Origin of the sequence: Streptomyces sp. NPDC050738, from assembly GCF_040654175.1 — a bacterium.
In the GTDB taxonomy this organism is placed as follows: domain Bacteria; phylum Actinomycetota; class Actinomycetes; order Streptomycetales; family Streptomycetaceae; genus Streptomyces.
On the sequence record NZ_JBFAHN010000001.1, the window covers coordinates 213070 to 225748 of the forward strand.

Here is a 12679-nt window from a genome sequence, read left to right on the forward strand (position 1 = left end):
CGACCTCTATGAGTGCTGCACCACCAACTGTGCTGCGGTCTTTGGGAATTGGTGTCACCGCGTGCCAAGTGGTGATGCGAAACTCCGTTAAGCTCCGGCTTCATGGCCCATCGTCACCCTGCAAATCCCGACGAGCGCGCTCGTGCCCGAATGCTTGCACAGCGTGTACGCAGTTTGCGCGAGGAGCGCGAATGGACGCGTGAGCGCCTGGCCGAGGAAGCGGGCATCTCCGTCAGCACGCTCGCCCGCGTTGAGAACGTGGGAGCAATCCAGCCAGGTTTCTTCACCATGGGTGCGCTCGCGGAAGCTCTACAGCTCTCCCTCGACGAGCTGTTCCACCAGTGCAAAGCGAGCCCAGGACTATGGTCTGCCGGGTACGAGGGCCGGGACATCGGCTCGTTCGTTACTTCTCTCCTCGACGCGCGGATCAGCGTGGTGGCCGACGTGCGTCTCACACCGATCAGCCGCAAGCCAGGCTTCAGCAAGACCCGCCTCGACCAGGCCCTCGGAGAGGCGGGAATCGAGTACACCCACCTGCGTGGCCTGGGGAATCCCAAGGACAACCGGGCACCGTTCTGGGAGGGACGCATCACCGAGGGACGCGCCAAGTTCCGGACTTTGCTGCGTTCCGACACTGCCCAGTCCGACCTCGACTCGTTGGCGGAACACGCCGTTCAGTCACGCGTCGCGGTGCTCTGTTTCGAGAAGGACGAGGAGCGCTGCCACCGCCAGGTCGTCTTGGAGACGCTCCGCAAACGCACCTCGCTGCAAGTTACCCCCTTGGCCTGACCACACCTGCTCTGCCTGCACGCCCCCTTGCGCTCACACCGGCCATGATTTCCAATCTCCCGCAGGTGGTGGGGAGTTGGGGGCGGCAATGGTTGGAACTTGGCAGCGGGCACGCATCATGATCACGGTCAAGACGTATCCGGAGCTGTCCACGAAGTACCACGAGACGAGCTGCGTGGCCGGCATACGGCTGGACCAAGGGGCGCCAGAACACGTGCGCCTTTTCCCGGTACCTTTCCGTCTCTTGGGCGAGGACAGCCAGTTCGCCAAGTACTCCATCGTCGAAGTGGACGTGCAGCGGCACCGCGGGGACCGCCGCCCCGAGAGCCTGCGCCCCAACCTGGAGACCCTCAAGGTCATCGACCGTATCGGGACGGCGGACGGCTGGCACGAGCGGTTCTCACATGTCCGGCCACTCGTGGCCCCATCTCTGTGCGCCATCAAGCGGGACCAAGCAGCACGCGGCACCTCACTCGGCATCTTCCGCCCGGCGGAGTTCACCGGCTTCCGCTTCGAGCCCGCAGAGCCCTGGTCCGCATCGAAAGCCGCCATCGCCAACCAGTTGGACCTCATCGACCAGGACCTCCGCCAGTTGGAGTGGGTACCGCTGGAATTTCGATACTCCTTCCGATGCGCCGACGAGCAGTGCAGCGGACACGACATGGGGCTGAGAGATTGGGAGGCCGGCGAGTCGTATCGCAAGTTCCTTGGTCGATATGGGAAGCAAGCCGTGCAGGACAAGCTGCGTGAGCGCTGGTTCGACCGGATGATCACTCCGGAGAAGGCCGTGCACTGTTTCGTGGGCAACGTCGCTTCTCGCCCCAAGACCTTCATGCTGCTGGGCCTGCACTACCCGCATCGGGGTGTCGTCGAGAACGTCCAGGAGAGCCTGTTCGACACGTGAGCCGGCCCAACTTGCCGCCTCACTGGATGCCGTCAGTCCCTTCACCAGATGTGCCCCGGCAGCGCCCACCTGTTGTTCACTGGCATCGAACGAAGCACACCGTCGTAGAGCCACATGGGGGGCCGATGGAACCACGAAGCGCAGCCGCATCCGGCAGAGACTTCCCGTACACCTCAAGTACCACGTGCTACATCGAGGTCCATGGGGACGGCACCGTGACTCACGGAGACCAGCGCGCCGCCTACGAGCGCGCGGTCGCCGGAAAGTCCCGGCTCTTCGCCGTCTGGCCCGGCCAGTGGTCGAGCGACCTCTTCGAGATCGACGTCCTGGACGAGTTCGCCAAGGCACTCGGAATCAAGCATGACGAGGATCGAACGGGCCTGAAGGACCACATCCACAAGGTGGAATGGATCAAGGCGCCGTACGGCGATGACAACCCTCGCAGCCAGTACCTCGACATCGACGTCACCTTCACCTGCGGCTGCTCCATCAACGACCTCCGTACCTTCGCCGCGCAAATGAAGGAGCAGAAGGGCTGGGCCATCGCCACGAGCGGCGGCTGGTCGAGGAGCAGCAGGCCGGGCGGGGCGACGACATACTCCATGCGCGCGCGCCGCAAGAGCCTCACCTGATACGGACATTGGCTGCGGTAACCGCGCCGCTCAGCCCGCAGGCAGTCGGCCCCCTGGGACAAATCTGGGAGAAGATCTTGGTCGGCTTCTCGCAGGCGCCCGGTGCGGGGTACGCCGCGAACTGCGGCGACTAGCTGCTCGGGTTCTGTTCTCTCGCGAAGCTGGGGCACCGCGAGGCGCGCCTCAACGAGGTCGGGACGCGAGGGCCAGAGCACTCGCCGCGAGCGAGATCGCCGAGAGAAGGACGAACAGAACCGGGTAGCCGCCCAGGTCGTGCGCCAAGGCCGCGCCGGCGAAAGGGGCGAGGGCGGAGGCGATGGTGACGGGGGCCGCCAGGAGTGCGGAGAGGCGGCCGTAGTCGGTGGCGCCCCAGCGGTCGGTGACGGCTGTGGCCTGCAAGAGGGTGAGGTTGCCGCGGACCATGCCGGCCGTGACGGCGAGCAGAACGAGGAGCGGAATAGGTCCAGGTACGAGGCCGAGTGCTGCCGTGGTGGCGCCGCCTGCTGCGATGAGGAGTGTTGTGCGGGTGGTGACGCCGGTGCGGCGGGCGAGGGCGGCGTAGGCCATGCGCCCGAGGGTCTGGCCGGCACCGCCGAGGCCGAGGGCCCATGCGGCGACGGCAGGGCTCGCTCCGCGTTCGGTGAGGAGCGGGACGAGCGCGATCACGACGGCGTACATCGCGAAGCCGTTGAGGGTGAGGGCGGCGGCCAGGAGCAGGAACGGGCGAGTGCGGACTATCGGTTCGGCCGTCCTGTCACGGCGCGAGTGAAGTGGCGATGGACGAGTTGGCCAGGGTGCTCGTAGAGCCAGAGCGTGCGCCGGGATCGTGACGACAGCCAGCGTGATGGCGAGTATGTCGTAGGTGGTGCGCCAGTCCAGGTGGGCGGCGAGGGCTGCGGTGATGGGCGCGAAGACGGTTGAGGCGAGGCCGCCTGCGAGAGTGATGACGGTGAGGGCGCGGATGCGTTGGTCGCCCCACCAGCGGGTGACGGCCGCGAAGGCGGGCTGGTAGAAGGTGGCCGCCATGGCGATGCCTGCCAGGGTCCAACCTGCGGCGAAGGCGAGGATGTTGGTGGCGTGTGCCACTGTGAGCAGCGCGATGACGGCGAGCACGGAGCCTGCCGTCATGACCGCGCGTGGGCCCTGGCGGTCGAGGATGCGGCCGACCGGTATCCCGACGAGGGCGGACACCAGGAGCGCGCCGGAGAAGGCGGCGGTCGTGGAGGTGGTGGACCAGCCGGTGTCTGCGGTGATCCTTGGGTTCAGGACGGGGAAGGCGTAGTAGACGATGCCCCAGCTGGTGATCTGGGTGGCGCAGAGCGCGGGCAGGACGGCGCGAGGCCGCGACCAGGATTCGGTGTCGGTCGCGGCCCCGCTGATGCGGACGTCAGCCATCGGCGGTCAGCAGCACCCGCTGCCTGCGGCTACCGGTTCGGCGGTCTCCGCGTCGGCAGCGGTGGTGCAACAGGGGCTGTTCCGCTGCTTGGTGAGGTTGTCGGCATCGGCCTTGACCACGTAGACCTCCCAGGGCTCTTGGCCGGGGCCATGGACCCAGACCTTGTCCTGGAGGGCGTAACAGCAGGTGGTGTCGTTCTCCTCGGTGGTCGCCAGGCCCGCTTCGGCCAGGCGTCCAGTCGCCGCATGGACCTGGTCGGTCGACTCGACTTCGACGCCGAGGTGGTCCAGGCGGGTCGTCTCCTCAGCGGTGCCTTCGATCAGGACGAGTTTGAGCGGGGGCTCGGTGATCGCGAAGTTGGCGTAGCCGTCTCGGAGTTTGGCCGGTTCGGTGCCGAACAGTTTGCTGTAGAAGGCGATGGACGCGTTCAAGTCCGGCACTCGGAGAGCGAGTTGGACGCGGGACATGGAATACCTCCTACTGGGCGGGGTGGGCCGGACGTGGGTCAGCAGCCTCCGGAGGTGGCCGGAGCGCCGACGCCGAGCTGGATGAGAGACGGGGTGGCGGGAGTCGCACAGCAGCCGCCGGTGGACTCGCCCTGCTCGGCTTCGGGGGTGTCGAAGAGGCCCGCGCCGCCGCAGACACCGGTCTCGGGGAGGGTGAGTTCGACGCGGTCGGCGGCTTCCGGGTCGCCCGCGAGCGCGGCTGCGACCGAGCGGACCTGCTCGTAGCCGGTCATGGCGAGGAAGGTGGGGGCGCGGCCGTAGGACTTCATGCCGACCAGGTAGATGCCTTGTTCGGGGTGGGAGAGCTCGTTGTGGCCGTGGGGGTAGACGGTGCCGCAGGAGTGCTGGTTGGGGTCGATCAGCGGGGCCAGGTCCACGGGGGCTTCGAGGCGTTCGTCGAGGTTCAGGCGGAGTTCGGAGAGGAAGGAGAGGTCGGGGCGGAAGCCGGTCAGGACGATGACCTCGTCGACCGCATCGAGGCGGCGTCCGTCCTCGGCCACCAGAATCAGCCGGCCCTCGGAGTCGCGCTCGATCGTCTCGGTACGGAATCCCGTGACCGCGTCCGCGTGGCCGTCGTCGACCGCGGCCTTCGCGGCCAGGCCGAGCGCGCCGCGGGCGGGCAGCTGGTCGGAGGCGCCGCCGCCGAAGGTGGAGCCGGAGATGCCGCGCCGCAGGATCCATACGGCGTGGGTGCCGGGGGCGCCCTCGGCCACGTCCGCGAGGGTGGCCAGCGCGGTGAAGGCGGAGGCGCCGGAGCCGATGACGGCGGTGCGCCTGCCCGCGTAACGGGCCCGTACGGACGGGTCCTTGAGGTCCGGGACCTGGTAGGAGATCCGGTCCGCGGTCGCCTTCTCGCCCAGCGCCGGGAGGCCGTCGGCACCTGCCGGGGACGGGGTGGACCAGGTGCCGGATGCGTCGATGACGGCGCGGGCGAGGAGACGCTCCTCGCGGCCGTCGGCGCAGGTGATGTGGACCGTGAAGGGCTGGGTCCCGCGGTCGGCGTCGACGATGCGGTCGCGGCCCGCGCGGGAGACGCCGGTGACGCGCGCTCCCGTACGGATCGTGTCGCCGAGGGCGTCGGCCAGCGGCTGGAGGTACCTCTCGGCCCAGTCCCCGCCGGAGGGGTACGCGGCCGGGTCCGGGCGGGTCCAGCCCGTGGGGGCGAGGAGCTTCTCGGCGGCCGGGTCGACCACCTCGCCCCAGGTGGAGAAGAGGCGTACATGCGACCACGCGCGCACCGCCGCTCCGGCCTGCGGCCCGGCTTCCAGGACCAGCGGCTCGATGCCCTGTCCGACCAGGTGAGCGGCGGCGGCCAGACCGATGGGGCCCGCCCCGATCACGACGACAGGAAGGTTCTCGGTGGCGCCGGCTGTGGCGTTGGCGGTGGCGGGCACGGTGATTCCCCTTTGTTTCGACGTTTGTCGATGTGGCGTGCGGTCAGGATGGCACCTGATTCGACAAGCGTCAACATAGACGTTTATCGAATCGATGTGTGTCAACATAGACGTATGTCGAATACGAAGGTGCTGCCGCTCGGCCGGCCTGCCGACGGCCAGGCCGCCGCACCCTGCTGCCCGCCGCTCACGGAGCGGCCGTTCACCGCCGACGAGGCGGACACGGCGGCCCGGATGTTCAAGGCGCTCGGCGACCCGGTGCGCCTGCGCCTGTTCTCGCTCGTCGCCTCCCACGAGGGCGGGGAAGCCTGCGTGTGCGACATCTCCGACGTCGGGGTCTCCCAGCCGACCGTCTCCCACCACCTGAAGAAGCTCAAGGAGGCCGGCCTGCTCACTTCCGAGCGGCGCGGCACCTGGGTCTACTACCGGGTCGAGGCGTCCGTGCTCGCCGCCATGGGGCAGCTGCTCACCATGCGCTCCGCCGCCTGAGCGCCACGTACACGAGCCCGATCAGCACGGGCACCTCGATGAGCGGTCCTACGACACCGGCGAGCGCCTGGCCGCTCGTCACCCCGAAGGTGCCGATGGCGACCGCGATGGCCAGCTCGAAGTTGTTGCCCGCCGCGGTGAACGCGAGGGTGGCCGTACGGTCGTAGGGCAGGCCGATCCCCTTGCCCAGCAGGAAGGTTCCGAAGAACATCACCGCGAAGTAGACGAGCAGCGGCAGCGCGATGCGGATGACGTCGACCGGCTGCGAGGTGATCGTCTTCCCCTGCAGGGCGAAGAGGATCACGATGGTGAAGAGCAGGCCGTACAGCGCCCAAGGGCCGATCCGCGGAAGGAAGTCGGACTCGTAGCGTTCCCGGCCCAGCTTCTTCTCGCCGATGCGGCGCGTGAGGAATCCGGCGACGAGCGGGATGCCGAGGAAGACGATCACGTTCAGGGCGATGTGCCCGGCGGACACGTCCAGGCCCTGGCCGTCTCCGAGGCCGAGCCACTGCGGCAGCAGGTCCAGATAGAACCAGCCCAGCAGGCCGAACGCGACCACCTGGAACACGGAGTTGAGGGCGACGAGCACGGCGGCGGCCTCGCGGTCGCCGCAGGCCAGGTCGTTCCAGATGATCACCATGGCGATGCAGCGGGCGAGCCCGACGATGATCAGGCCGGTGCGGTACGCGGGCAGGTCGGGCAGGAAGATCCAGGCCAGTGCGAACATCACCGCCGGTCCGACGACCCAGTTCACGACCAGCGACGACAGCATGAGCTTCTTGTCGCCGGTGACCGCGTCGAGCTTGTCGTAGCGGACCTTGGCCAGGACCGGATACATCATCACCAGCAGGCCGATCGCGATCGGCAGCGAGATACCGCCGATCTCGACCTTCGCGAGGGCGTCGTCCATGCCGGGGATCAGCCGGCCGAGGCCCAGGCCGACCACCATGGCGAGCAGGATCCACACCGCCAGAAAGCGGTCGAGCGTCGAGAGTCCGGCGACGATCGAGCCGTCCTCGGCCCTCGCCTGCGCGGTGGCGGCCATCAGCAGGCTCGCTTCCGGCCGGTCTCGGCGGTCGTACGGGCGGTCTCGGCGAGCTCCGTGAACTGCCCGGCCAGGGCGGCGATGACGTCTGGCCTGAGCCGGTAGTACGTGAACCGGCCGCACGGCTCCGTCTCCACGATCCCGGCCTCGCGCAGCACCTTGAGGTGGTTGGAGAGGTTGGTCTGCCTGGCCCCCGTCTCCTCGACCAGGTGCGTGGTGCACAGGGTCTCGTGGGCGAGCAGGTTCACGATTCTGAGCCTGAGCGGGTCGGCGAGGATCCGGATCAGGTCAGTGTCGGCTGACGTCATCATGGACTGATACTTTCACATCACTCCGGACTGATGTCAGTTCACCGCGAAGGAAGAACCCATGCCGACCCCGCCGCACACCCCGCTCGCCTCCGTGCTGTTCGTCTGCGTCCACAACGCGGGCCGCTCGCAGATGGCCGCCGGTTTCCTCGGCCACCTCGCGGGCGACCGCATCGAGGTCCGCTCGGCCGGCTCCGTCCCCGGCGACCGGGTCAATCCGGCCGCCGTGGAAGCCATGGCGGAAGCCGGCATCGACATCTCCGCCGCCACGCCCAAGGTGCTGACCACCGAGGCCGTCCAGGCCTCCGACTACGTCATCACCATGGGCTGCGGCGATTCCTGTCCCGTCTTCCCGGGGAAGACGTATCTCGACTGGGCCCTGGACGATCCGGCCGGCCAGGGCGTCGAGGCCGTACGTCCGATCCGCGACGCGATCAGGGTCCGCGTCGAGGCGCTGATCGCCGAGATCGACCGCCGCTGACGGCTCAGGCGGGGTGCTCTTCGGTGGAGTGGGAGTCGGTGAGCGTGAGTGCGCCGACTGCCGCGATCAGGCCGACGACGACCGCCAGTACGCCGTAGGTGATCCGCTCGCCGTGGAAGAACGACGCCACCAGATCGTCGCTCCAGGTCCCCGCGGGCAGTTGTGTGGCGACCAGCGCAGCGATCATGGTGCCGACCACTGCGGTGCCGATGCTGGTCCCGACCTCCTGGGCGGTGTCGTTGAGCGCCGTGCCGATCGACGTGCGGTTGGCCGGCATCGCGTCGACGAGCGCGACGGCGCAGATCGTCATGACGGTGCGCAGGCCGATGGTCATCACGACCATGCAGACCGCGATGGCGGCGTACCCGTGCGACACACCCCAGGACAGTCCGGCCAGTGAGCCGGCCAGGCAGGCCGCGCCGACCAGGCAGGCGATGCGGTGGCCGAACCTTTTCGCGAGCCACTCCGACAGGGGGGTCGCGGCGATCATCGTCAGGATGAGCGGCAGGTTCGCCAGGCCGGCCTTCACGGGGCTCCACCCGTAGGCGTACTGGAAGTGCAGGATCAGCCCGAACATCACGGCGGCCATCGCGATGGCCGTGCCGATCTGCGCGATGGCGGCGCCTCGGACGGTGCCGTCGGAGAAGAGGCGGAGGTCCAGCATGGGTGCTGCGCTGCGGCGTTCGTGCCAGACGAACGCGATCCCCGCGGCGATGGCGCCGAGGACCGAAGCGAGGGTGACACCCGAGAGCCAGCCGTGCTCGACGCCGCTGGTCAGCGAGTAGCAGGCGAGGCCGATGGTGGTGACGCTCAGGGCGGCGCCGGGGAGGTCGAGCTTGTCCTTGGTGAGGTCCTCCGGGCGGTCGGCCGGGACTCCGAGGCGTACGCCGATGGCCGCGATCAGCGCGATCGGGGCGTTGACGACGAGGAGCCACTGCCACTCGAAGTGGGCCAGGGCGGTGCCGCCCAGCAGCGGGCCGAGGATGAAGCCGGACATGCCGACGATGATCATCAGGGTCATGGCGCGCATCCGCAGCGCCTTGTCGTCGAACAGCCGGAAGACCAGCGAGTTGGTGATCGGGGCCATCGCTGCCGCGGCGATGCCGAGGCCGGCCCGCAGGGTGATGAGCTCGCCCGAGGTGCTGACCGCGACGACGGCCAGGCTCAGCAGGCCGAACACCGCAAGACCGACCAGGAGCACGCGTCGGCGGCCGAGCCGGTCGGCCATCGAGCCTGCCGTCAGCAGCAGGCCGCCGAAGGTCAGCGAGTAGGCGCCGGTGACCCACTGCAGCGAGGTCGTGCTGCTGTCGAGGTCCCGGCCGATGGTGGGCAGTGCGATCGAGAGCAGCGTGTTGTCGACCATCTCGACGAAGAAGGCCAGGCAGAGCGCGGCCAGCGGAATCCATGCGGCGCGCAGGGACGGATAGGTGCGCGATGCGGCGGCGGGCGCGGTATCGGTGGCGGGCGTGGTCATGGCGACCTCCTCTCGGAACGTCGCCGACTATCGAACGACGTTCTACAATAGAACGTGGTTCGACCATAGAACGTAGTTCGATAAATGCGCAAGTTGTGATTGGATGGGAACCATGACAGGCCCGCGACCACGCCCCGCCGACCGCCCTTCCCGGGGGCGGCAGCGGGCCTCGCACTCCATCGAGACCGTTCTCACCGCGGCCGTGGCCCTGCTCGACGAGGCGGGTGCGCCGGCGCTGACCCTCCGCGCCCTCGCGACCCGGCTGGGCACCGGCGTCGGCAGCATCTACTGGTACGTCTCCGGCAAGGACGACCTGTTCGAGCGCGCCGTCGACCATGTGCTGAGCGGGGTGCTGACCACCATCGAAGGGCACACCGACAGCGGCGACCCGATCGACGACCTGCGCATGATGGCCGTCGTGCTGTTCGACGCGATCGTGGACCGGCCGTGGCTGGGGGCGCACTTCATGCGCGACATCGGCGTCGAGGGCAACTCGCTGCGGCTCTACGAAAAGCTGGGGCAGCAGGCGCTCCGGCTCGACCTCACACCGCAGCAGAGGTTCTACGCCGTGTCCGCGATCGTGGGCACCGTGGTCGCCAACGCCGCCGACATGGGACAGGAACCGCCCCCGGAGGTGCTCGACGGCGTCGTGGACCGCGACGAGTTCCTCGGTCGCTACGCCGCGATGTGGCGTGAGCTCGACACCGAGGAGTACCCGTTCGTGCACGACATCGTCGAAGAGTTCGACGGGCACGACGACAAGGCACAGTTCCTCGCCGGTCTCGACCTGACCCTGGCGGGACTCCGCCTTCAGGCCGGGGCCTGACGCGTACGGACCGGACACACGGATCAGGCCCGGTACCGACTTCTCGGTACCGGGCCTGATCCGTGTCGTGGGGGCTCAGGACTGGGTGGGTGCCTTCGCCCGGTCGCCTTCCGGCGCCGCGTACTTCACCAGCTCCGCGGAGCGGATGGTGCGGGTGCCGCGCGAGACCCTCAGCCGTACCTGGGCACCGGTCGCGATGCCCTGTGCGGCGGCGGGCAGCGCCCAGGCGGTGGTCAGGTCCGTGTTCCCCTCGTCCAGCGCCAGGAAACGGGCCACTCCCCGCCCCTTGCGCGTCTCCATGCGCAGGACCTCGCCGGTGATCGTGTCGGGCCTCCGCCGCTCCAGGCAGGCGAGCACCAGGAGGTACGCCGCCAGCGCGCCGAAGGCCGCGATGACCGCCAACTCGACGGCCAGGGGCCCGTCCTGGGCCGCCGCGTCGTGGAACCAGCCATCGTCGGCGCTCGCGAAGTTGCCGGGCATCATCGACAGGAACGCCACGAGCAGCGTCCAGCGGCTGAACTTGCCGGCCACCACCACGCCGAGCAGCGCACTGCCCACCCAGCCGGCGCTCAGCACCAGCCCCGGCCGGCGCAGCGAGCCGCTGCCCGCTTCGGCAGCGACCGCCCAGTCGGGCTGCCGGAGCACCGCGAAGGCGCAGAGCGCGGCCGCGAACAGGCCTGCCGCTGCCGCCAGTTGCAGCAGTCGGCCGGTCGAGGCGCCGAAGGCGGGGCGCAGGCGCGGGTAGCGGATACGCACCGGGCGCCAGGTCCCTCCGTACGAGGACCAGACCCGTCGCCGGTCACCGGAGTCGAAGCCCAGGAGCCGGCCGGTCAGGCTGGTGACGCCGAGCGCGGTCCCGTACGCGAGATAGCGGTCCCAGACCGTCACGGATGCGGGCGGCAGCTGGGCGAAGTCCTCGTGCCCGGCCAGCCAGGCGCGCAGACCGTACCAATGCCCGGCGCGTTCAAGGCCGTTGCGCGTCGCCCGCTCGCCCAGCGCCTTGGTGAGGAGGTAGGCGAGCGCGGCACCGGGGGCCACACCGACGAAGATCGCGCCGCGTATGCCGTGATGTCCCATGACCGCGGCCACGGTGAACAGCGCACCCGGCACGAACGCGAAGGTCAGCAGAGTGCTGGCGAGCAGCGGTGCGAAACGGGACCGGGACAGGCCGCGCAGCCGGGCCTCGGCGATGATCTCCTTGCGCAGCGCGGTGTTCCAGGCGGCCGCGCGCTCGTCGTCGCGGAAGGCGATCGCCCCGATGGGGGCGCCGCCGTTCGCCGTGCGGGCGGTGACGCGGTCCAGCACGCGCTGCTCGTACGGGGTGAGACCCGTCGCCACCCGGCCCGCCTCGGTGAGGTGGACGGTGCTGCGGACCGGGTCGTCGCCCGGCTGCCGCAGCTCGACGAGGCCACGGGCCGCGAGGTCCAGCAGGGTGGCCGCGGCGGCGTACTCCACGCCGCGCCAGTTGTTGCCGAGCAGGCTGACCACGGCCGGCGGTTCGGGGGCGTCCCCGAACTCCTGGGTCGCGGGTCCCGGTGTGACCGCGCCGTTGCGGGTGGCGAGCAGAGAGAGCCCGAAGGCGACGAGCCAGAGCACGATCAGGGCGGCGCCGCCCCAGTAGAGCTGTTCGGTGAGCGTCACGCGAATCTCACCTGGGCGGCTTCCTGCGGCACACCTGCGGCCTCGAAGTACTCCCGCCGGACGTGCGCGCCGCCGAGACCCGACACGATGTTCCCCGGGAAGCTCTCCAGGGCGGTGTGGTAGCTCTGCACCGCGCTGTTGTAGAACTGCCGCGCGTACGCGATCTTGTCCTCCGCCGATCTCAACTCGGTCTGCACCGTGCTGAAGTGCTGGTCCGCCTTGAGCTCCGGATAGCTCTCGCCGAGCGCGAACAGCCGGCCCAGCGTCGCGGTGAGCGCGTCCTCGGCGGCAGCCCGGTCCTTGACACCGAGCTCGCCGCTCACGGCTGCCCCGCGCGCGGCGGTGACCGCTTCGAAGGTGCCGCGCTCGTGGGCGGCGTACCCGCGCGCGCCCTCGACGAGATTCGGTATCAGCTCGTGCCGCCGCTTCAGCTGCACATCGATCTGCGCCCACGAAGCCTGCGTCTGATTCCGCAGCCGGACGAGCCGGTTGTAGGTGCGTACGACCCACCAGACGACAACGAAGACAAATACCCCGACAATTGCACCCACGATGACACCCACGGCGTCGCCCCCAGAGGCCCTAAAAGATTCGACCCCCCTGGCCGATCGACGCGATCATATTCCGGCTGAACTAGGGTGTGCGCCCATGGATACCGGGATGGCCTTCGGCCGCGCACGGATCGGTGACCCGGTGCTCTGCTGAGCGCCGTACGGGCCGGGGCTGGCCCGCTGTTCCGTCGGGGATCCTGCGCCGCCGCGCGGGCTCCGCCTCTGTCGTGTTGATCTCGGGCT

14 protein-coding genes are annotated in these 12679 nt (G+C 69.3%); 6 read left to right on the plus strand and 8 right to left on the minus strand.

Annotated features, from left to right (window positions below; genetic code table 11):
• The first annotated feature begins 102 nt into the window (after positions 1-102).
• The 3 genes from AB0H78_RS00965 to AB0H78_RS00975 all read left to right on the plus strand — a co-directional run bounded on the left by AB0H78_RS00965 (position 103) and on the right by AB0H78_RS00975 (position 2325).
• Complete coding sequence (locus AB0H78_RS00965) at positions 103-789, plus strand: DUF488 family protein (protein WP_363232043.1); 687 nt, start codon at positions 103-105, stop codon at positions 787-789.
• Positions 790-1033: 244 nt separating this feature from the next.
• Entirely contained in the window at positions 1034-1693 is a 660-nt protein-coding gene (locus AB0H78_RS00970) for a hypothetical protein (RefSeq protein WP_363232045.1), read from the plus strand.
• Between the two features lie 215 nt (positions 1694-1908).
• Positions 1909-2325, plus strand: coding sequence for a hypothetical protein (locus tag AB0H78_RS00975; protein WP_363232046.1), 417 nt, complete (start codon positions 1909-1911; stop codon positions 2323-2325).
• A gap of 183 nt (positions 2326-2508) precedes the next feature.
• Here the strand turns inward: AB0H78_RS00975 and AB0H78_RS00980 are convergent, their stop codons facing one another.
• The 3 genes from AB0H78_RS00980 to AB0H78_RS00990 are packed head-to-tail and all read right to left on the minus strand — an operon-like array spanning position 2509 to position 5621.
• Entirely contained in the window at positions 2509-3720 is a 1212-nt protein-coding gene (locus AB0H78_RS00980) for an MFS transporter (RefSeq protein WP_363232047.1), read from the minus strand.
• A gap of 6 nt (positions 3721-3726) precedes the next feature.
• Positions 3727-4188 (minus strand): ArsI/CadI family heavy metal resistance metalloenzyme, encoded by a 462-nt coding sequence (locus tag AB0H78_RS00985; protein WP_363232048.1) that lies wholly within the window; start codon positions 4186-4188, stop codon positions 3727-3729.
• Positions 4189-4226: 38 nt separating this feature from the next.
• On the minus strand, positions 4227-5621 hold the full coding sequence (locus AB0H78_RS00990; protein ID WP_363232049.1) for an NAD(P)-binding domain-containing protein: 1395 nt from the start codon (positions 5619-5621) through the stop codon (positions 4227-4229).
• 114 nt (positions 5622-5735) lie between these two features.
• On the opposite strand from AB0H78_RS00990, the gene AB0H78_RS00995 reads away from it, so the two are divergent.
• Entirely contained in the window at positions 5736-6110 is a 375-nt protein-coding gene (locus tag AB0H78_RS00995) for a metalloregulator ArsR/SmtB family transcription factor (RefSeq protein WP_363232050.1), read from the plus strand.
• Here the strand turns inward: AB0H78_RS00995 and arsB are convergent.
• Both arsB and AB0H78_RS01005 read right to left on the minus strand, forming a co-directional pair.
• Positions 6088-7155 carry an ACR3 family arsenite efflux transporter gene (gene arsB, locus AB0H78_RS01000; RefSeq protein ID WP_363232051.1) on the minus strand — a complete coding sequence of 356 codons (1068 nt, stop codon included), beginning with the start codon at positions 7153-7155 and terminating at the stop codon, positions 6088-6090. The two genes, AB0H78_RS00995 and arsB, sit on opposite strands and share 23 nt — an antisense overlap.
• Positions 7155-7466, minus strand: a complete 312-nt coding sequence (locus AB0H78_RS01005) for a metalloregulator ArsR/SmtB family transcription factor (RefSeq protein WP_363232052.1) — start codon at positions 7464-7466, stop codon at positions 7155-7157. The genes arsB and AB0H78_RS01005 overlap by 1 nt, the downstream gene beginning before the upstream one ends.
• Before the next feature lie 58 nt (positions 7467-7524).
• Here AB0H78_RS01005 and AB0H78_RS01010 point away from each other — a divergent pair, with 58 nt between their 5' ends.
• Positions 7525-7944, plus strand: a complete 420-nt coding sequence (locus tag AB0H78_RS01010) for an arsenate reductase ArsC (protein WP_363232053.1) — start codon at positions 7525-7527, stop codon at positions 7942-7944.
• A gap of 4 nt (positions 7945-7948) precedes the next feature.
• On the opposite strand, the gene AB0H78_RS01015 is transcribed toward AB0H78_RS01010, so the two are convergent.
• A complete protein-coding gene (locus AB0H78_RS01015) occupies positions 7949-9418 on the minus strand; it encodes an MFS transporter (RefSeq protein WP_363232054.1) in 1470 nt (489 codons plus the stop codon).
• 178 nt (positions 9419-9596) lie between these two features.
• Here AB0H78_RS01015 and AB0H78_RS01020 point away from each other — a divergent pair, with 178 nt between their 5' ends.
• Complete coding sequence (locus AB0H78_RS01020; protein ID WP_363232685.1) at positions 9597-10244, plus strand: helix-turn-helix domain-containing protein; 648 nt, start codon at positions 9597-9599, stop codon at positions 10242-10244.
• A gap of 75 nt (positions 10245-10319) precedes the next feature.
• Here the strand turns inward: AB0H78_RS01020 and AB0H78_RS01025 are convergent, their stop codons facing one another.
• Together AB0H78_RS01025 and AB0H78_RS01030 are read right to left on the minus strand one after the other, a co-directional pair.
• Positions 10320-11885 (minus strand): hypothetical protein, encoded by a 1566-nt coding sequence (locus AB0H78_RS01025; RefSeq protein WP_363232055.1) that lies wholly within the window; start codon positions 11883-11885, stop codon positions 10320-10322.
• Positions 11882-12436 carry a LemA family protein gene (locus tag AB0H78_RS01030; RefSeq protein WP_363232056.1) on the minus strand — a complete coding sequence of 185 codons (555 nt, stop codon included), beginning with the start codon at positions 12434-12436 and terminating at the stop codon, positions 11882-11884. Before AB0H78_RS01030 ends, AB0H78_RS01025 begins: the two co-directional genes overlap by 4 nt.
• Positions 12437-12679 lie beyond the last annotated feature (243 nt).